This window comes from Streptomyces sp. SolWspMP-5a-2 (genome assembly GCF_900091845.1).
In the GTDB taxonomy this organism is placed as follows: domain Bacteria; phylum Actinomycetota; class Actinomycetes; order Streptomycetales; family Streptomycetaceae; genus Streptomyces; species Streptomyces doudnae.
This window is the reverse complement of sequence record NZ_FMCI01000220.1, coordinates 25072-43473: the sequence shown is the minus strand read 5'-3', so window position 1 is coordinate 43473 and position 18402 is coordinate 25072. Positions and strand designations below refer to the sequence as shown.

General features: G+C 73.5%; 14 protein-coding genes. 1 reads left to right on the top strand and 13 read right to left on the bottom strand.

Annotation, left to right across the window (positions count from 1 at the left end):
* Nucleotides 1–8: 8 nt before the first annotated feature.
* The 13 genes from GA0115242_RS22430 to GA0115242_RS41800 all read right to left on the bottom strand — a co-directional run bounded on the left by GA0115242_RS22430 (nt 9) and on the right by GA0115242_RS41800 (nt 17033).
* A complete protein-coding gene (locus GA0115242_RS22430) occupies nt 9–812 on the bottom strand; it encodes a phytanoyl-CoA dioxygenase family protein (RefSeq protein WP_093831249.1) in 804 nt (267 codons plus the stop codon).
* The gene (locus tag GA0115242_RS22425) at nt 806–4747 is read right to left on the bottom strand and encodes a non-ribosomal peptide synthetase (protein ID WP_093831247.1); all 3942 of its coding nucleotides are present in this window, start codon (nt 4745–4747) and stop codon (nt 806–808) included. The genes GA0115242_RS22430 and GA0115242_RS22425 overlap by 7 nt, the downstream gene beginning before the upstream one ends.
* A gap of 59 nt (nt 4748–4806) precedes the next feature.
* Entirely contained in the window at nt 4807–5910 is a 1104-nt protein-coding gene (locus GA0115242_RS22420) for a zinc-binding dehydrogenase (RefSeq protein WP_093831245.1), read from the bottom strand.
* A complete protein-coding gene (locus tag GA0115242_RS22415; RefSeq protein WP_093831243.1) occupies nt 5907–6707 on the bottom strand; it encodes a phytanoyl-CoA dioxygenase family protein in 801 nt (266 codons plus the stop codon). The genes GA0115242_RS22420 and GA0115242_RS22415 overlap by 4 nt, the downstream gene beginning before the upstream one ends.
* Before the next feature lie 180 nt (nt 6708–6887).
* Nucleotides 6888–8102 carry a cytochrome P450 gene (locus tag GA0115242_RS22410; RefSeq protein ID WP_093831241.1) on the bottom strand — a complete coding sequence of 405 codons (1215 nt, stop codon included), beginning with the start codon at nt 8100–8102 and terminating at the stop codon, nt 6888–6890.
* A 3-nt stretch (nt 8103–8105) separates the two neighbouring features.
* Nucleotides 8106–9413, bottom strand: a complete 1308-nt coding sequence (locus tag GA0115242_RS22405) for an MFS transporter (protein ID WP_161353242.1) — start codon at nt 9411–9413, stop codon at nt 8106–8108.
* A gap of 313 nt (nt 9414–9726) precedes the next feature.
* Nucleotides 9727–10515: a PhzF family phenazine biosynthesis protein gene (locus GA0115242_RS22400; protein ID WP_202555623.1), complete on the bottom strand. Its 789-nt coding sequence runs from the start codon at nt 10513–10515 to the stop codon at nt 9727–9729.
* The gene (locus GA0115242_RS22395; RefSeq protein WP_093831237.1) at nt 10493–11614 is read right to left on the bottom strand and encodes a fatty acid desaturase; all 1122 of its coding nucleotides are present in this window, start codon (nt 11612–11614) and stop codon (nt 10493–10495) included. Before GA0115242_RS22395 ends, GA0115242_RS22400 begins: the two co-directional genes overlap by 23 nt.
* The gene (locus tag GA0115242_RS22390; RefSeq protein WP_093831235.1) at nt 11607–12314 is read right to left on the bottom strand and encodes a TenA family transcriptional regulator; all 708 of its coding nucleotides are present in this window, start codon (nt 12312–12314) and stop codon (nt 11607–11609) included. The genes GA0115242_RS22395 and GA0115242_RS22390 overlap by 8 nt, the downstream gene beginning before the upstream one ends.
* Nucleotides 12311–13192, bottom strand: coding sequence for an aspartyl/asparaginyl beta-hydroxylase domain-containing protein (locus GA0115242_RS22385; RefSeq protein ID WP_093831233.1), 882 nt, complete (start codon nt 13190–13192; stop codon nt 12311–12313). Before GA0115242_RS22385 ends, GA0115242_RS22390 begins: the two co-directional genes overlap by 4 nt.
* Nucleotides 13192–14079, bottom strand: coding sequence for a chlorinating enzyme (locus tag GA0115242_RS22380; RefSeq protein ID WP_093831231.1), 888 nt, complete (start codon nt 14077–14079; stop codon nt 13192–13194). Before GA0115242_RS22380 ends, GA0115242_RS22385 begins: the two co-directional genes overlap by 1 nt.
* Entirely contained in the window at nt 14069–16711 is a 2643-nt protein-coding gene (locus tag GA0115242_RS22375; protein ID WP_093831229.1) for an amino acid adenylation domain-containing protein, read from the bottom strand. The genes GA0115242_RS22380 and GA0115242_RS22375 overlap by 11 nt, the downstream gene beginning before the upstream one ends.
* 88 nt (nt 16712–16799) lie before the next feature.
* Nucleotides 16800–17033: an MbtH family protein gene (locus GA0115242_RS41800; protein WP_256089522.1), complete on the bottom strand. Its 234-nt coding sequence runs from the start codon at nt 17031–17033 to the stop codon at nt 16800–16802.
* A gap of 390 nt (nt 17034–17423) precedes the next feature.
* Here GA0115242_RS41800 and GA0115242_RS22365 point away from each other — a divergent pair, with 390 nt between their 5' ends.
* Nucleotides 17424–18068 carry a DUF2461 family protein gene (locus GA0115242_RS22365; protein WP_093831225.1) on the top strand — a complete coding sequence of 215 codons (645 nt, stop codon included), beginning with the start codon at nt 17424–17426 and terminating at the stop codon, nt 18066–18068.
* The last annotated feature ends 334 nt before the right edge of the window (nt 18069–18402 follow it).

Here is an 18402-nt window from a genome sequence, read left to right as displayed (position 1 = left end):
TCTCGGGGTCAGCGCGCGGCGGGCGCGGAGAAGGGGCGGGAGAGGGGGCGCAGCGGGCTCGGGTCGCGGTTGGCGAGCCAGGCGGGGCGCGGCTGGGGCACCGGGCGCAGCGGGTTGTGGACGCTGTTGTAGCGGATGAAGATGATCGTGCGGGGGCGTCCGGAGAGGTTGGGCGGGGAGCAGTGCAGCAGGCGGCCGTCGAAGACGCACACCGTGCCGGGCTTGCCGCGCACGGACTCCAGGCCGTAGGTGTCGGCGAGTTCGCGCAGCGCCTCGGGGCTGATCTTGTGGCGGAAGTCGGCGTTGAGGGTGTTCTCCCAGCCGCCGCGGACGGTCCTGGTCTCCCGGTCGAGGGAGAGCAGGTGGGAGCCGGGCATGACGAAGACCGGCCCGTTGAACTCGTCGACCTCGTCGAGGAAGACGGCGACGTTGAGGGCGCGGGGTTCGGCCATGCCGTCGTCGCGCTCCCAGTAGAGGTAGTCCTGGTGCCAGTCCCAGACGTCGCCGGCGAAGGGCGCCTTGGGGTTGAGCTGGGTCTGGTGGATGTAGACGTCGCCGTCGAGGAGGGTCCGCGCGGGTTCGAGGGTGCGCGGGTCGCGGGTGAAGCGTTCGAAGGCGTCGCTGTGCTGGTGGACGGCGTACACGGAGCGCACCTGGGTGCCGTCGCTCTCCATGATGCGCTGCGGGATGTCCAGGGCGGCGAGCCTGCGGGCCTCGGAGAGCAGGAGGTCGGTCTCGGCCGCGTCGAACTGTCCGGGCAGCAGGAGGTAGCCGCGCTGCCGGTAGGTGTCCTCGTCCTGGGGGGTCAGCATGTGGGCCGCCTTTCGCCGGGGGCTCGGTGGGTGGTGGGTCGGGGGTCGGGTTCCGGGTCGGCCAGCAGGCGGCCGGGGGTCTCGCCCGAGCGGGTGGGCGCCCGGTGCAGCAGCCGGGTCAGGAGCGCGGCCCAGCGGGCCGCGGTGGCCTCGTCGTAGATGTCCAGCGGGAAGCTGAGGGAGCCTTCGAGGCCGGTGGGCGCGTCGTCGGGTCCGAACGTCTCGGCGATGTCGAAGCAGAGGTCGAACTTGGCGACGCCGGTGTCGACGTGCTGGAAGCGGGTGCCGAGGCCGGTGAGGGCGGGCGGCAGCGCGGGCCGCACCTGGAAGGCCAGCATGATCTGGACGAGCGGGGTGTGGGCCAGGGTCCTGGCGGGGCGCAGCACGTCGACGACCTGCTCGAAGGGGAGGTCCTGGTGGGCGAGGGCGGCGAGGTCGGTCTCCCTGGCCCGTTCGACGAGGGTGTCGAAGTCGGGGGCGCCGTCGGTGCGCACCCGCAGCACGACGGTGTTGGCGAAGAAGCCGACCAGGTCGTCGAGGGCGTGGTCGGTGCGGCCCGCGACGACCGCGCCGACGGCGATGTCGGGTCCGGCGCCGAGGTGGTCGAGGAGCGCGGTGACGGCGGCGTGGACCACGGTGAAGACGGTGGTGCGGCGGCTCCTGGCGAAGGCGGCGAGCCGGGCGTGGGCGTCGGCGGGCAGGGTGAGCGGGACGGCGCCGCCGTCGGCGGAGCGGATCTCGGGCCTGGGCCGGTCGGTGGGCGTCCCGGTCAGCTCCGGCAGGCCCGCGAGCGCCGAGGCCCAGTAGGCGGACTGGCGTTTGACGAGGGTGTGCGGGTCGCGGTCGGGGTCGAGCAGGTCGCGCTGCCAGAGCGCGTAGTCGGCGTACTGCACGGGGAGCGGGGGCGGTCCGCCGGCCGGATCCGGGTGCCCGGAGCGGGAGTTGAAGGCGGCGGCCAGGTCGCGCCAGAAGGGGGCGACGGACGCGCCGTCGCACGCCACGTGGTGGACGACGACGAGCAGCACGTGGGTGTCCTCGGGCGCGTCGGTGACGCGCAGCAGCAGGGCGCGCAGCGGCGGGTCGGCGGCCAGGTCGAAGGGGCGTGCGGTCAACTCCCGCATCGCGGCGGGCAGTCGGGCCTCGGTGACGTCGGTGACGGGCAGCGGGGTCCCGGGCTGCCCGGGTGCGGCCACCCGCTGGCGGGGCTCGCCCTCGGCGGAGACGGTCAGTACGGTGCGCAGCGCCTCGTGGCGGGCGATCACGTCGTTCAGGGCGGCTTCGAGGACGGACGGGTCCAGGCGGCCGGTCAGCCGCAGCGCGAAGGGTTCGTTGTAGCGGGGGCCCGGACCCTCCAACTGGTCGACCAGCCACAGGTTCTGCTGGGCGTGGGAGGCCCTCGGCTCGGCCGGGCGGGGCCGCGCGGGCCGCAGTTCGGGGCGTTCCGCTCCGGCGGTGGTGAGCGCGTCGGCCCACTCGGCGACGGTGGGCCGTCCCAGGATGACGTCCACGCCCAGGGCGAGTCCGAGGCCGGTCCTGACCCGGGCGGCGAGTTCGGAGCCGAGCAGGGAGTTGCCGCCCAGCTCGAAGAAGTTGTCGTCGGTGCCGACCTGCCCGCACTGCAGGACCTGTTCGGCGATCCGGCACAGGGCGTGCTCGGTCGGGGTGGCGGGCGGTCTGCCGGGGGCGACGTGCGGGGCGGGCAGGTTGAGCCGGTCGAGCTTGCCGTTGGGGTTGACCGGCAGGGCGTCCAGCAGGGTGAAGGTGGCGGGGATCATCGGCGCGGGCACGGTGCGGGCGAGCAGGGCGCGGGTGGCGGCGACGACGTCCACGGCGCCCGGGGCGGGCACCAGGTAGGCGTCGAGCCGCTGCCGGTTGCCGGTGCCCGCGGCGATCACGGCGGCGTCCTGGACCTGCGGGGTCTGCCGGATCGCCGCCTCGACCTCGCCGAGTTCCACCCGCATGCCGCGGATCTTGAGCTGGTGGTCGGTGCGGCCGAGGAACTCGAGGCGGCTGTCGGCGCGCCAGCGGACGACGTCGCCGCTGCGGTACATGCGGCTGCCCGCCGGTCCGAACGGGTCGGGCAGGAACCGTCCCGCGGTCTGCGCGGGGCGGCGGTGGTAGCCGCGGGCCAGGCACAGGCCCGCGATGTACAGCTCGCCTGGCACCCCGGGCGGCACCGGGGCCAGGTCCTCGTCGAGGACGTACAGGCGGGTGTTCCACAGGGCCTCGCCGATGGGGGTGTTCTCCGGCCAGTCGGCGACGTCCGCGGGCATCAGGAGGGCGGTGGCGGCGTGCGTCTCGGTGGGGCCGTAGAGGTTGTAGAGGCGCCGGGGCACGGCCGCGTGGAACTCCTTGGCCGCGGCGCTGAGGACCAGGGGTTCGCCGCCCTGCGCGATCTGCCGCAGCTCGGGCAGCTCGACGTCCTGCGCGAGGGCGGCCCGGTAGATGGCCTCGATCATGACGGTGGGCGCGTACAGGTCGGTGATCCGGTGCTCGCGGAGCCAGTGCACGAACTCCGCGGGGTCGCGCCGCAGTTCCTCCGGCGGGACGACCAGGGTGCCGCCCGCCAGCAGGGTGCCGAGGAACTCCTGGACGGTCGGGTCGAAGCCGAGGGCCGCGAAGTGGGCGGTGACGTGGCCCGGCCCGGCGGGCAGGTGGCGCATGTTCCAGGCGATGAGGTTGACGATCGCCGCCGTGCCCATCGAGATGCCCTTGGGGGTGCCGGTGGAGCCGGAGGTGTAGAGGAGGTAGACGGGGCTGTCGCCGGTGAGTCCCGCGACCCGTGGCGCGGTGTCCGGCTGCCGGTCGATCAGCGGGTCGGTGTCGGTCTCGACGCGGGCGGCGGCCGGGATCGCGTCGGGCACCAGGTGCCGGGTCGCGGAGTCGGTGACGACGAGGGCGGGGGCGGCGTCGGCGAGCATGGTCCGCAGCCGCGTCTCGGGGAGTCCCGGGTCGGCCGGCATGTAGACGGCGCCCGCCTTCAGCACCGCGAGGAAGGTGATGATGAGCTGGTCGGAGCGGGGCAGCAGGACGGCGACGACCTGTTCGGGGCCCGCGCCGCGGGCGGCGAGCACCCGGGCGAGCCGGTTGGCCCGCGCGTTCAGCTCGGCGTACGTCCAGGCGGCTCCGCCGCAGCGGACCGCCACGGTGTCCGGGGTGCGCGCGACCTGGTCCTCGAACCAGGCGCCGAACGTGGTGTCGGGCACCTCCCGCGCGGTGTCGTTGACGGTGTGCAGCAGGTAGCGGCGCTGCTCCTCGTCGAGGATGTCGAGCCGGTGCACGGGCGCGTCGGGGTCGGCGAGGGCCGAGGCGAGGAGCCGGTCGAGGTTGCGCAGGAACCGGTCGGCGGTGGCGGGTTCGAAGATCCGGCGGGCGTGGTGGAGCCGGTCGGGCCCCGGGCCGCCGACGTCGAACCAGAGTTCGGCCTCCGGGTGCGGAGCGGCGCCGGTGGTGCAGACGCCCACCTGGAAGAGGGGCCTGCCGGGGGTGTGCCGGGCCCGGTTGACGGCGTCGCGCACCTCGTCGGGGGTGACGGCGGCGTGCCGTGCCGCCTCTTCCCGGCGCGCGGCCACCCGGGCGACCAGGGCGCGGAAGGAGGGGCGGCCGGACAGGTCGATCCGCAGCACGGCGGGGTGCCCGCCCGCGCCGGTCACCGCGAGCGGCAGGTCGGTGCCCGCGCCGAGCCGGTGGACGAGCGCGGCGACCGCGGCCTCGTGGACGGCGGCGACCGGCACCCCCGCGGCGGCCGCGAACGCGGCTGCGGCCGCCCTGTTCCGCTCCGGCGGCCGGTGCTCGGCCAGGTCCAGGACGCGGTCGGGGAGCGCGGGGCGCGGCCGGTCGGTGGGGAGGTCGTGCTGCTCCGCGAGACCGGCGAACGCGGTGAGCCAGTGGTCGAGCGGGGCCGGGTCCGCGGGGGCGGTGCGGTTGCCGTTCATGGGCACTCTCCACGTGGTCGCAGGGGTTCGGGCGGCCGGGGTGTCCCGGTCGGCGGCGCTCAGCTGACCAGCACCGCCTTGAGGGCCGTGCCGTCCGCGACGTCCCGCAGCGCCGAGGCGCAGTCCCCCAGCGGGTAGGTGGTGACCAGCCGCCCCAGCTCGAACCGGGCGCCGAGGTCGGGCAGGAGCGCCACGTAGCGCGCGAGATGGGCACCGGTGAACGCCCACGAGCCGACGACGTCGAGCTGCCGGTGGACGATCTGGTGCGGGTTGATCACGGCGTCGCCGCTGTCGGTGTACTGGCCGACCACCAGGTACGAGCCGCCCCTGCGGGCGAGCCCGAGGCCCTGTCCGACGGCGGCGGGCACCCCGGTGCACTCGACGACGAGGTCGGCGCCGCGTCCGCCGGTGCGGTCGAGGACCTCGGCGAGCGCGCTCTCCTGGTCCGCCGCGCCGACGACGTCCACGTGGTCGGTGCCGATACCGAGATCGGCGGCGAGCCGCAGCCGTCCGGCGGGGCCGCCGGCCACGATCACCCGCCGGGCGCCCGCGAGATGGGCCATCGCGGCGGCGGCGAGCCCCACCGGGCCGCTGCCCTGGACGACGACGGTCTCGCCGAGCCGCACCGGCCTGCGTTCGAAGGCGTGCGCCATGGTGGGGCCCGCGCAGGCGAGCGACATGGCGGCGCGGGCGTCGACGCCGTCCGGCAGTCTGATCACCGTGGTGCCGGGGGCCAGTTCGATGTGCTCGGCCCAGGAACCGGCCAGCGGCGCCGCCCCGGTGGCCGGGCGGTTGACGCCGTAGGTCCTGCGCCGCTCGCACAGGGTGGGCTCCAGGTGGACCGAGCAGGGCACGCAGGTCCCGCAGGCGATCGACGACGCCCACATCACCGTGTCGCCCACCGCGAGCGGGGTGCCCTGGCTGTCGTGGCGCACCCCGTCGGCGAGTTCGTGCACGGTGCCGAGTCCCTCGTGGCCGAGGACCAGCGGGAGCGGCACGTCCAGGTGCCCCTGCCCGAGGTGGAGGTCGGTGCCGCAGACGCCGCCGTAGCGGGAGGCGACGACCATGCCGCCGGGCGGCGCGCAGGGCAGCGGGAACTCGCGCAGCGCGAGGGGCGCGCCGAACCGTTCGAGCACGACGGCGCGGCTGGTCCGGTCGGTCATCGGATGAGGTCTCCGTCCGTGATGGGCTCGTCGTCGGGGCGCAGGGTCCGGGTGTCGCGGCCGACCAGGTACTCGGGGCGGGCGGCGCCGGCCGGACTCGGCTGGTTGCGCACGTCGTTGTAGGTGGCGATCAGCAGCCGCCGGGGCTGGGGCGACATGTTGGTGGCGGAGCCGTGCACGATCTCCGGGTGGAAGAGGACCACCGAACCGGCCGGTCCCTTGGCGCTCTCCATGCCGTGCCGGGCGACGAGTTCGCGCATCTCGTCGCGGCCGAGGGCGATCTCGTCGGGGTCGACGTGGCTGGCGCCGAGGGCGCCGCGGGGTGTCGCGCCCTGGGCGGCGCGCCGGTGCGAGCCGGGCACGAAGATGACCGGGCCGTTGTGCTCGGTGGAGTCGTCCAGGAAGAGCGCGGCGTTGAGCAGCCGGGGCTCGGCGAGGTTGTCGGCGGCCCGCCAGGCGGCGAAGTCCTGGTGCCAGGACCAGCCGCCGCCGCTGAACGCGGGCTTGCTGTTGATCTTGAACTGGTACATGTAGACGTCGGGGCACAGGAGTTGGCGGACCGGTCCGAGCAGCCGCGGCGAGCGGATCAGTGCCGCGAACTCGGGCCGCCGCTGGTGCGAGGCGTAGACGGCCCGCAGTTCGCCGCCGTCCTCCAGCACCCGGTGCGGGCCCGGCTCCCGGGCGTCCCGCGCGAAGGCCGCCCGGAGCGACTCCACCTCCTCGGCGTCGAACAGGGCGCGCAGGACGACGAATCCCCTTTCCTGATACGCGTCCACCTGACCAGGGGTCAGCCTCATTTCACCCTCCGTCCGACGGAAAACACCATGGCCTTCCGGGTATTCATCGGCTCTCCTCCGGAATTCGGCGTCGAAACGACATTACGTGGAACGGTCAAAAGGAAGCGCCACACTTGAACACGGAGGACAGCCGCACTTGAACACACGGAGGAAAAGGGGATCCAGGGGCGGGAGGGTCCGTCAGCGCGAGGTGACGGTGATCGGCAGCCGGTCGAGGCCGCCGGTGATGTACGACGGGATGCGCCGGGGCTCCCCGGCGAGCGCGATCTCGATCCGCTCGTCGACCAGTTCGTCGAGGAGCGCGGCGATCATCAGCCGGGCGAGCGGCGCCCCGATGCAGAAGTGGCCGCCGCCGCCGAAGCTGGCGTGCCGGTTGGGGTGCCGGTCGAGCAGGAACTCCCCCGGCCGCTCGAAGACGCCCTCGTCCCGGTTGAGCGACGGCAGCCAGACGCTGACCGCCTGGCCCGCGCCGATCGGCACCCCGGCGACCTCGGTGTCGGCGAGCGCGGTGCGCATGATGTGGTTCACCGGCGCCGACCAGCGCAGCATCTCCTCCACCGCGCGCCGTCTGCTGATCTCGCCCCGGCGCAGCGCGGCGGCCTGCTCGGGGGCGTCCAGCAGGGCGAGCAGGCCCGCGCCGGTGACCTGCCGGGTCGTCTCGCCCGCCGCGACCACCAGGTTGTCGCAGGTGAGGATGATCTCCTCGTCGCTGATGTCCAGTCCCTCCGCCTGGGCCAGGACGAACGCGGAGACCACGTCGTCCCCTGGCCGCAGGCGCCGGTCCTCCAGGACCTCCGCGTAGTACTGGAGGACCTCCAGGTGGGCCTGCTGGGCGGTGCTGCCGTCGATGTCGACGATGTTGTCGGCGGCGGTGCCGGTCCAGGCGGCCACCCGGTCCACGTCCCCGGGCGCCACGCCGAGGAGTTCGGCGGTCACCGCCAGCGGGTAGCGGGCCGCCACGTCGACGACGAAGTCGCGCGGGCCCGCGTCGGTGACCGCGGCCATCAGCCGGTGGGCGACCTCGCCCGCCCTGGCCTCGAAGGAGCGGGCGGCGCGCGGGCTGAAGAGACGGCTGAGCACCCCGCGCAGCACACCGTGGCGCGGCGGGTCGGTGAGGGTCATCATCCGGCCGCCGCCGGGGAACGGGTCGGAGAGGTTGGGGCGCAGGAAGGTGCCCCGGGTCGAGCTGAAGCGGCTGGAGTCGGTGAGGACGTCGAGCCCCTCCGGGTACGTCGTCACCGCCCAGAAGCCCTCGTGGCCCGGCTCGTCGTGCCAGGAGACCGGGGCCTCGCGGCGCAGCCTGGCCCAGACGGCGTGCGGGTCGCCGTGCGCGTACAGGGCGGGGTCCGTCAGCGCGAGGCCCGGATCGGCCGGCGCGTACTGCTCGACCACCACGGGTCACTCCTTCGTCGGGACGGTGCCCACGGCGCCCGGACGGGGCCACTCGGCCTCGTCGGGCAGGTCGCGGACCCGTCGCAGGGGGGACCTGAACAGGAACAGCACGCTCACGAAGCCGCCGACGACCGCGATCCAGAGGGTGGGGCGGACCCCGAGCAGGGTGCCGAGGGCGCCGGCGACCAGCGCGCCGACCGGCCGGACGCCGTAGCTGATGGCCATCTGCGCGCCCTGCATCCGGGACCTGAGCCGGTCGGGGGTGATGGCCTGCTGGAGGGTGGCGCCGCTGATGTCGAAGAGCATCAGGCCGAAGGCGGAGACGAACTCGCCCGCCACCAGCATGGCGACGACCAGCCACTGCGGGCCGTGCGCGAGCGGGGTCATGACCAGCGCGGCGGGGAAGACAAGGCAGCCGACGAGGTACGTGGGGCCGAGCCCGAGGCGCCGGGAGAACCGTGTGGTGACGGCGGAGCCGATCAGCGCGCCCACCGCGCCGACGCTCACCACGGCGCCGACCAGACCGGCCGAGAGGCCGAGGTCGCGGGCGGCGAAGAGGATCAGCAGCGTCGAGTAGACGGTGTAGAAGAAGTTCAGGGCGGTGCCGGAGACGAACTTGGCGCGCAGCACGGCGGTGGCGACGAGGAAGCGCAGCGCCTCCCGGATGCCGTCCCGGGGCTTGCCCGCGTCCTCCGCCGCCTCCGCCGGCTTCGGCTCCTGGTCCGCCGTGCCCTCGCCGGTGGCCTCCCGGTCCGGGATGGCCCGCAGCAGCACGGTGGCGACGAGGAACGAGAAGACGTCGAGGACCAGGGCGAAGGGCGCGGAGAGGATCTGCACGACGGCGCCGCCGACGCTGGGCCCGGCGACGAAGGAGAAGGAGTAGCTGGCCCTGCTCAGCGAGGTGGCGCTCAGGTACTGCTCGCGCGGGACCAGGGAGGCGAAGAGTCCGGGCACGGCGACGCTGAACACCACCGCGAGGGTGCCCGTCACGAAGGAGACGGCGTACAGGTGCAGCAGCGTCAGCGAGCCGGTGAAGTGGGCGAGGGGGACGGTGGCCACGGTCGCCGCGCTGGCGAGGTTGGCCGCGATCATCGTGGACCTGCGGCGGCCGCGCCGGTCGACCCAGGCGCCCGCGTGCAGCGAGAACAGCAGCAGCGGCAGTTGCTGCAGGGTCACCAGCAGACCCATGTCGGCCGCGGAGGCGTCGAGCGTCATCACCGCGATCAGCGGCAGGACGATCGACGTGACCTGGTCCCCCATGTAGGAGACGGTCTGCGCGGTCCAGAAATTACGGAAATCCCGCTGGCGCAGCACGGCGGGAATTCTGTCCGTCAGGCGGGGCGGCGCGACCACATTCAACGTCTGAATCCGTCCTGGTTTCCGTTGGTGTTCCGTCGGCATTCCGCCGGTGTCCGGTCGGCTGCGACGGGCTCTTTCGGGGGGTGTTCCCCCGGCGGGTGCGGAACGACGCGGGAATTCGGGTGGCGTGCACCGGAACTCCCGGGGCGTGCACCGGAATTCGGGCGGCGTGCACCGGAACTCCCGGGGCGTGCACCGGGGTTCTGGCGGTGGCCGCCGCCGGGGAACGGCGGCCGGAGGCCGGTGGCCGGACGTTCCCCGGCGGGGTTCACGGCAGGTCGTCCAGGCGGCCCCGCACCACCGCGGGCCCCGCCACCAGGACCCGGTCACCGGCGAGGGTCACCGACAGGCGCCCGCCGCGCTCGGAGAGCTGGAGGGCGGACATCGTCTCCCGGCCCGTCCGCTCCGCCCAGTACGGCGCCAGCTTGCAGTGCGCGGAGACGCAGACCTGGTCCTCGTCGACCCCGAGCGCGGGGAAGAAGGTGCGGGAGACGAAGTCCGCGCCGCCGCCCCTGGCGGTCACCACGTGCCCGCGGCAGTCGATCGCCGCGAGCGCCGCGAAGTCGGGCTTGAGGGAGGCGACGTCGTCCACCGAGCCGACCTCGACGAGGATGTCGTCCTCGGCGCGCTCGCACGCCGTCAGCTCCACCCCGAGGGCCGCTTCCAGACCGGGGGGCGGGGTGACGGGCACGGTGCGCATGACCGGCAGGTCGATGGCGAACCCGCCGTCCACCCGGCGGGTGTACAGCTCGCCCGCGCCGGTCTCGAAGACCAGCGGGAGCGCGTCGTCCACCCCGCCCGCCTCGTGCAGGTAGCAGGCGCTCGCCACGGTGGCGTGCCCGCAGATGTTCAGCTCCTTGCCGGGAGTGAACCACCGCACCCGCCAGCGGTCCTCGGCCCGCCGGTGCAGGAAGGCGAGGGTGGGCAGCCCCGCCGCGCGGGCGGCCTCCTGCATCCGGTCGGCCGGTGGCAGGCCGTCGGGGCAGAGCACGACACCGGCCGGGTTGCCCCGGAACTCGGCGTCCGCGAAGGCGTCAACCAACCAGATCTCCGTCACGGGGCACCTCGCTCATGGTCCGGAACATGCGGTCCACCGCCTGGAACATGCCCCACACCTCGGTGTACGGGGGCCCGTGGTCGCCGCTGTCGATGTCGCGCTGGCGCGCGTAGGCCGCGGTGGTCCAGGCCTCGGTGGTCGGATAGCGGTGGTGGTAGTCGTGGTTGGGCAGGTCGCCCACCACGACCAGGCACCTGCTGGGCAGATGGTAGAAGAGCGTGCCCAGCAGCCACCCGGTCCAGGCCGCCGCGGCCCGCCCGGCGGGCAGGCCACGCTCGGGCACCGGGGCGCCGCAGAACCGCGCCGAGGTGGCGGGCACCGTGTAGAAGCGGTTGTCCTGCTCGGGGTCGGCCGGGGTCAGCCAGGCGTGTTCGCCGAGGCGGTCGAGGAGCGCGCTGAGCTGGGAGAGGAAGATCACCGGCAGGACGAAGGCGAGCAGCAGCGTCGACGTGCCGTGCGGCAGCCAGAACGGCAGCGAGAGCCAGAACCCGGCCCAGAGCACGAAGCCCGCCCGCCGCCAGGTGCCGGTCGTCAGGTTGGAGCGCAGCCGCCCGCCGACGGTGACCGCGTAGAAGCGCGGCGAGAGGAACACGGCGAACGCCCTGCGCCACAGCCGGCCGCGGCTCATCGAGGGCAGGAACCCGAAGTGGAAGAGGAACTGCACCGGCGGGTCCTGCTCGGTGGCGAAGATCGACCGCCGGTGGTGGTTGTCGAAGTGCTCCTCCTTGAACTCCTGGAAGGTGTTGTAGATGTTGAGGACCGTCACCAGTTCGCCGAAGAACCTGTCGACCCCGCGGTTCCCGGAGAACTTGCGGTGCAGCGCCTGGTGCGCGATGACGAGGATCATCGTGCGGGCGCCCTGGAGGGTCAGGGCCCACCCGGCGACCAGGGCCAGCCCCCACAGCGGGAACCGCGCCGAGACGGCCGTCGCGGAGAGGGCGAGCCCGCCGAGGAAGGTCACCAGCGTCACCGCGGTGTAGCTCGCCCAGGTGTGCCGGATGAGGGGTTCCTGGTGGGGCAGCGCCCGCCCGGTGGCCCAGGTCCAGAAGTGCTGGGTCCACCCGGGGAAGCGCAGGTAGGAGGCGCGGACGTCACTCATCGCGGCGCCTGCCCGAGGGGGCCGCCACGCCGGTCTCCACGCTGAGCCGGTCGAAGAAGGCGGTCCAGCGGTCCCACATCTCCTCGGCCGCCTTCAGCACCGTCGTCTCGTCCTGCGGGGAGAACCCGTCGAGCAGGGCGTGGTTGGCCTCCTCCACGTGGTCGGGCTCCTGCGCGACGTGGATGTCGACCCACGCGTTGCGGGCGGTGCCGGACTCGCGGGTGACGGCCTCGCCGATGCTGGAGACCATCAGCAGGTCGGTCACCTCGGTCGCGTAGATGCCGCCGAGGGCCGCGAACCGCTCACCGGAGAGCCGTTCGTAGCAGGCCACCAGGTCGGCGGTCTCCGGGAACGGCGCGGAGCCGGTGACCTTCGCGCGGTCGTAGCCCGCCTTCTCCATGCTGCGGGCGTAGATCACCTCGTGGGCGCCGCGGGCCGATCCGGCGCCGGCCTCCTGGCTGAGGATGCGGGTGATGGCGCTCTTGGACTCGATGTCGGGCAGCACCGAGACGCAGCGGGCCAGGAAGGTGGTGAAGTAGTGCAGCGGGTGCCACCACTGGCCGAGGTAGGTCTCCACCTGCTCGTGGTCGAGGGCCCTGGAGTGGACCTGCCGGAAGAAGTCGTGCCCGGCGAAGCGGGCGTGCACCTCGTTGTCCGCCAGCCGGGCGGCCAGGGAGGTGCCGGTGCTCTCGGTCGTCATGATGTTCCTCCGTCGGGGGTCTGCGCGGACCGTTCCATCAGGAAGAACCGCAGCTCCTCCTGGATCTTCGTGCGCACCGCCGGGTCGGGGCAGCGGCGGCCGATCTCCGTCAGGGTCCGCCAGACGAAGTCCTCACCGCCGTCCCTGCGGTAGTGCTTCTTGATGACCAGCCCGAGGACGTCGCGGTAGTTCTCCAGGTCCACGACGTCGGCCAGCCGGTACAGCGCCTCGAGTTCGGTCTCGGTGAGCGAGGGCCGCTTGCTGATCCGGTCCTCGGGTATCCCGCCCGACAGCTCCAGCGGGAACCGGACGACGTCGGACGCGTCGGCGGCGTCGGTGAAGTCGAGGATCAGATGGGTGCGGCTGCGGGTGGTCAGGGCGGCGGCGCCGTGCACCTTCGACGCGTCGAAGAACCAGACGTCGCCGACCGCCATCCGGTAGACCACGTTGTCCTCGGTGAAGAGGGCACCCTCGTTGGTCGCCAGCGGGATGTGCATGCGGTGGGCGTTGCGCGCCTCCTGCGGGATGTCCTCCAGCTCCAGCAGGTCGCGGTGCGGGACGGTGACGCTGTTGGTCATCTCCGCGATGCGCGCGAAGTTGAGGTTCTCCAGGTGGAAGTTGCGCTCCACCACCTGCCGCAGGTACGGCAGTTGCTCACCGAAGGCGGTGACGGACGACTTCCGTCCGTGGTCGTAGTTGGTGATCAGCCCGTCGCCGCCCTCGCCCCCGGAGGCGAACAGCATCAGGCTCTTCCACAGCCCGCCGCAGAGGTAGTCGCTGTACGCCTCGGAGAAGCGGAAGCGGGCCGCGCGGGCGAGGTCCTCGGCGACCGCGGCGGGGTCGATGTCGACCCGCCCGGCCAGTTGGGTGTCGGCCATCAGGCGCTCCTCGGACGGGTGATGAAGGGTTCGTCCCACGCGTTCGTGGTCCGCATGGTGTTCAGGCCGTCCTCGTCCTGCCCGGCCAGCAGCACGCAGCCGTGCCGGGACAGGTCGAAGTGGTGGCCGAACTCGTGGAACTCGGTCATGCCGCCGTAGACCCGGACCGAGGGCGGGACGACCCGCACCGAGAAGCCCATCCGCTGCCTGCGGCTGGTGTTGGGGTGCGAGCCGTGGATGGTGCGGGCGGTGAACAGCACCACCTCGCCCGGCGCCATCTCGTGGTGGACGACGTCCTCCTGGTCGGGGTCCCAGTCCTTGTCGAGCCGCAACTCGCCGTAGTCGTAGCCGAAGAAGGTGTTGTCCTTGCCGGTCGCGTTCCAGGAGATCGGCCGGGTCTCGTCGTACCGCCAGCGGCGGTGGCTGCCCGGGATCATCTTCAGGCAGCCGTTCTCCTTGGTCGCCTCGGTGAACGCCACCCAGGCGGTCAGCTCCATCGGGACGCCCTCGGTGCGCTCGCCCGCTTCGAGCATCCCCTTCTCGGCCTCACCGATGGCGTACGTCTCGACCTGGTGCCAGCCGGTGCCCGAGTCGCCGGGGTTCTTCGGGAAGAACTCGGTGCGCCAGCACAGCACATCGGGTCCGATGACGCTCTGCATGCGTTCCACGATGGCGGGTTCGCTGATCAGGGTGCGCAACCCCGGTACGTCCAGGTGCCGGTCGTAGTTGACCGGGTTGTCGAAGACGGCCCGGCTCTTGTGCGCGGGGTCCAGCAGGTAGGCCCGCTGCTCCTTCCACCACGCCGTCATGACGTCCGGGTCCCAGAGCTTGAAGGGCCCCATGAACCCCTTCTCGTCGAACTGGCGGCGCTCGGCCTCAAGATCCATCGCTGTCGTTCCCCTTCCCGATGTCGTCCAGAACCCCGTCGACCGCCCCGGCGAGCACCGTGACGTGCGGGGAGGTGAGGATGCCGGTGTGGTCGCCCGGCACCTCGTGCACCCGCACGGCCCCGCCGACGACCTCCGCCAGCCCGGCCCGCAGCAGGGCGCGGGTCGCGGCGCCGGTCGCCCCGGCCTGGAACAGGTCCACGTCGCCCGGGTACGGGCGGGCGGTGTGCGCGGCCAGGGCGCCCATGCTCTGCCGGGCCATCGCCAGACTGCGCCGCAGGTACGCGGCCTTGACGCCGACGGCGGGCGCCCCGCCCATCAGCCCGACCCAGTCCCGGTCGGCGGCGAGTTCCGCGACGTCGAGCGACTCCTCGCCGTCCGCGGCCCGCCGGTCGACCTCGTCGAGGACCTGCCCGAGCAGCGCGCGGTAGGGCGTCTCGGCGGGCGGGAGTCCGCTCAGCGGGTCACGGACCGGGTTGGCGTCGATCAGCCCGAGGAAGGCCACCTGCTGCCCCGACTCCCGCAAGAGGGTCGCCACTTCGAGGGCGAGGACGCCGCCGAAGGACCAACCGGCCAGCAGGTAGGGCCCCTCGGGCTGCACCGCCCGGATCTGCTCGTGGTGGGCGCGCGCCATGTCCGCGAGGGAGGGTTCGCGGCCCGCCTCGGCGGGACCGGCCGCCCAGCGCACCCCGAGCACCCGCACCGGCGACTCCATGCGCCGGGCCAGCTCCCGGTAGGTGAGCAGTTCACCGCCGAGCGGATGGAAGAGGTAGAGCACGTTCCCGGCCGATCCGGGCCGCAGCGTGATGAGTTCGGACGGCGGCCGGTGCGCGGCCGGTGCCGCGGGCCCGGCGGCGAGGAACGCGGCCAGTTCGTCGACGGTGGTGTTGCGCAGGATCACCGAGAGTTCGATCTCCCGGCCCGCGAGCCTGCTCAGCTCGGTGACCACCCAGGCGGCGAGCAGCGAGTCGCCGCCGACGTCGAAGAAGTCCTCGTCGCGCTCGAACTCGTCGTGCCCGAGGACCCGTTGCCAGACGGCGGTCACCTCGGCCGCGAGCGTCTCGGGGTCCCCCGCGGTGCGCGTGCGGTCGCCCGGCTCGGGCAGCGGCACCTCGGCGAGCCTCCTGCGGTCGGCCTTGCCGGTGGAGCTGAGCGGCAGGGCGTCGATGAAGGCGAACCTGGCCGGCACCATGTAGGCGGGCAGCGACGCGCGCAGCGCCGCGGAGAGCACCGAGACCGACGGCGGCGCCCCCTGCTCGGGCACCACGTAGGCGACCAGCGCCCGCACCCCGTCGGCCAGGGTGCGCGCCCCGACCGCCGCCTCCCGCACCCCGGGGCAGCGGGACAGGGCCAGCTCCACCTCGGCGGGTTCGACGCGGTAGCCGCGGACCTTGAGCTGGTCGTCGGTGCGGCCCAGGAAGTGCAGCAGCCCGTCGGCGTCCCGCCGGGCGAGGTCCCCGGTGCGGTACATCCGGGCGCCGGGCTCGTCGGCGAACGGGTCGGGGAGGAAGCGGTCGGCGGTCGGGGCGGGCGCGCCGAGATAGCCGCGGGCCAGTGCCGCGCCCCTGACGTGGATCTCGCCGGGCTCCCCGTCCGGGACGGGGGTGAGGCCGGGGCCGAGCAGCAGGACGTCGGCTCCGTCGACGCTCCGCCCGATCGGCGGGGTGCGCGGCCAGCCGCCCCGGTCGTCGCCCAGGGTCAGGCTGCTGACCAAGTGGGTCTCGGTCGGCCCGTAGTGGTTGTCGAGACGGCAGCCGGGCAGCGCGCCGAAGAACTCGGCGACCGCGTCGGTGATCACCAGTTGCTCCCCCGCGGTCACCACGTGCCGCAGCGAGCGGGGGAAGCGGCCGGTGCGGCGCGCTGCCTGGGCGAGCTGGCCGAGCGCCACGAACGGCAGGAAGACCCGCTCGACGCCCTCCTTCTCCAGGACGGCGAGCAGTTGCTCGGGGTCGCGCCTGGCCTCCTCGGAGACCAGGCACAGACGTCCGCCGGTCGCGAGGGTGCCGAGGATCTCCTGGAAGGTGACGTCGAAGCCGGGCGAGGTGAAGCTCACCGTCGTCAGGCCGCCAGGACCGTCCGCCGCCTGCCAGCGGATCAGCCGGCCGAGCCCTCGGTGGGTCATCGCCACGCCCTTGGGGCGCCCGGTGGAGCCCGAAGTGCTCATGACGTAGGCCAGGTTGTCCGGGTGCGGGACGACCGGCCCGGGGCCGTCGGCGCCCGCCGGTGCCGCGTCCCCGGGGTGGGCGACCCGGGCGACCAGGTCGCCGACCCGGCGGGGCGTCTCGCGGTCGGTGAGCAGCACCGGGGCGCCGAGGTCCGTGACGATCGCGGCGAACCGCTCCTCGGGGCAGGTGTCGTCGATCGGCGCGTAGACGCCGCCCGCCGCCAGGACCGCCAGCATCGTGACGACCAGGTCGGGCGAGCGCTCCAGCCTGACGGCCACCGGGACCTCGGGGCCCACGCCCCACTCCCGCAGCGCCCCGGCCAGCCGCTCCCAGCGTCGGAGGAGTTCCCGGTAGGTCACCTGGGCACCGGCGCCGTCGGTCAGGGCGACCGCGTCCGGCCGGGCGAGCGCCCGCTCCCGCACCTGTCGGTGCACGAGCGCGCCCGGTTCCCACCCGGGGCTTGGCATGTGCGAAGAACCTGTCTGTCCCATACGGAGAACTCCGACCGCTGTCGTCGATTCGATGCCGGAAAAGGCGACCGAGAGAGGAAAGGAATCAAGAATTCTTGTTCTCGGCGGCGGCCATGGCGGCCCTGAGACTCGCCGGACGCATGTCGGTCCACAACTCCTCGATACGGCCGAGGCAGTTCTCCCTGGCGTCGGGGCCCTCCACCGTCTCCCACCCCGAGGGCACCGGCCTGTCGCTGCGCCAGATCGAATACTGCTCCTCGTGGTTGCGGACGACGAGATAAAGGTCGTCCTGGCTCTCGCGGGACACGTCCTCGCTCACGGTTCCTCCAGTGCATCGGCTCCTGCGAACGGATAGCGGGCCGTACTCGGGCACACCGTGCGGGCGCGCTCCGGCGGCCTCGGCATGCGGGTGGAACAACGGAAACCCGGGTCCGTGGGGCGGGAACTCCCGAACCGGGCCTCGCCGCATCGACCTGGTCCATCGAACAATCGGGGTCCCGCTCAAGTAAAGACGGCGTTCAACCGAGGGATGTGCCCAGTCGAACGCCCGGTCGGCGGCCGGCACAACGCGGCGATAAATGGTCAACCGGACACACGGAAAACATCAGGCCGCCGATTTCCGGGCGGAGATTTCCCGCGCCCCGCGCGGGGGCGCGGGACGCGCCGGGGGACGCCCGCCCGGCCCCGGCCGCGCCGCTAGGATCACCGGATGGGCGGAGTCTTCAGCGGGTGGACGGAGCAGGCGTTCGAGGTGCTGCTGCGGCTGGAGGGCGATCCCCCGCCCGCACTGCGCGAGAGTCTGCGCCGGGACCGCGAGGTCCACGTCAGGAAGCCCATGATCGCCCTGCTGAACGACGTGGCCGACGCCGTCCCCGCCCTCGACGACTTCTCCGTCTGGGGATTCCGCAAGGAGATCTGGTGGTGGCAGCACCAGAGCGCGGTGATCCGGATCGCCCGGCAGGTCGAGATCGGGCTCCGCTTCGATCTCGACGGCCTGCACCTGCGCGCCGGTTGGCACTATCCGGACCCCGGCCAGATCCCGCGCTACCGGGCCGCCGTCGCCGCCCTGACCAGCGGAGCCGACCTCGCGGACCTGGTCGGCCGGCTCGCCGCGACGGGCTACGAGATCACCGGCGACCGCATGAAGCGGGTGCCGCGCGGGACGCCCGCCGACCATCCGCGCGCCGAACTGCTGCGGCACCGCTCGCTGCTGGCGGCCCGGCCGCTCGTCACCGACGACGCGGCGCTCACCCCGGCCGCCACCGACCGGCTGATCGCGGCGGCGCGCGAGCTGGGGCCCTTCCTGTCCTGGCTCGCCCACCACGTGGCGGCGACACCCCGGCGCCCGCTCTGAGCGACGGGACCCGGCGCGGGCGGTCCTCGGCGGCGGCCCGCCGCGGCCCCGGCGACTCCCGGCTGCCGGTCACGGGCGGGCCGGGGGCGCCCGTCCCTGGACGGGCGGGAGCGACGGTCCGCGACGACGGTCCCGGGTCCGCGTCCTCCGTCGCCCCTTGAACACCCGCCCCACGCGCCGGTGTTCAACCCCGGAGCCGAACGCTCCGACGGCCCTGAAACACCGTCCGATGGCACCGCCAACTAACGCCATCCGCACCTGTGTTGGCGCGTCCGGTGACGGTTCTTCCGGTTCTTGAGTCAACTCGACTTATAAAAGGGGCTATTGGTGACCC

Bases quoted from the DNA above. Each gene is read 5' to 3' on its own strand.
- GA0115242_RS22430 (WP_093831249.1), bottom strand. From the start codon at position 812: ATGCTGACCCCCCAGGACGAGGACACCTACCGGCAGCGCGGCTACCTC.
- GA0115242_RS22380 (WP_093831231.1), bottom strand. From the start codon at position 14,079: ATGGATCTTGAGGCCGAGCGCCGCCAGTTCGACGAGAAGGGGTTCATG.
- GA0115242_RS22365 (WP_093831225.1), top strand. From the start codon at position 17,424: ATGGGCGGAGTCTTCAGCGGGTGGACGGAGCAGGCGTTCGAGGTGCTG.
- GA0115242_RS22415 (WP_093831243.1), bottom strand. From the start codon at position 6,707: ATGAGGCTGACCCCTGGTCAGGTGGACGCGTATCAGGAAAGGGGATTC.
- GA0115242_RS22390 (WP_093831235.1), bottom strand. From the start codon at position 12,314: ATGACGACCGAGAGCACCGGCACCTCCCTGGCCGCCCGGCTGGCGGAC.
- GA0115242_RS22385 (WP_093831233.1), bottom strand. From the start codon at position 13,192: ATGGCCGACACCCAACTGGCCGGGCGGGTCGACATCGACCCCGCCGCG.
- GA0115242_RS22395 (WP_093831237.1), bottom strand. From the start codon at position 11,614: ATGAGTGACGTCCGCGCCTCCTACCTGCGCTTCCCCGGGTGGACCCAG.
- GA0115242_RS22420 (WP_093831245.1), bottom strand. From the start codon at position 5,910: ATGACCGACCGGACCAGCCGCGCCGTCGTGCTCGAACGGTTCGGCGCG.
- GA0115242_RS22375 (WP_093831229.1), bottom strand. From the start codon at position 16,711: ATGCCAAGCCCCGGGTGGGAACCGGGCGCGCTCGTGCACCGACAGGTG.
- GA0115242_RS22425 (WP_093831247.1), bottom strand. From the start codon at position 4,747: ATGAACGGCAACCGCACCGCCCCCGCGGACCCGGCCCCGCTCGACCAC.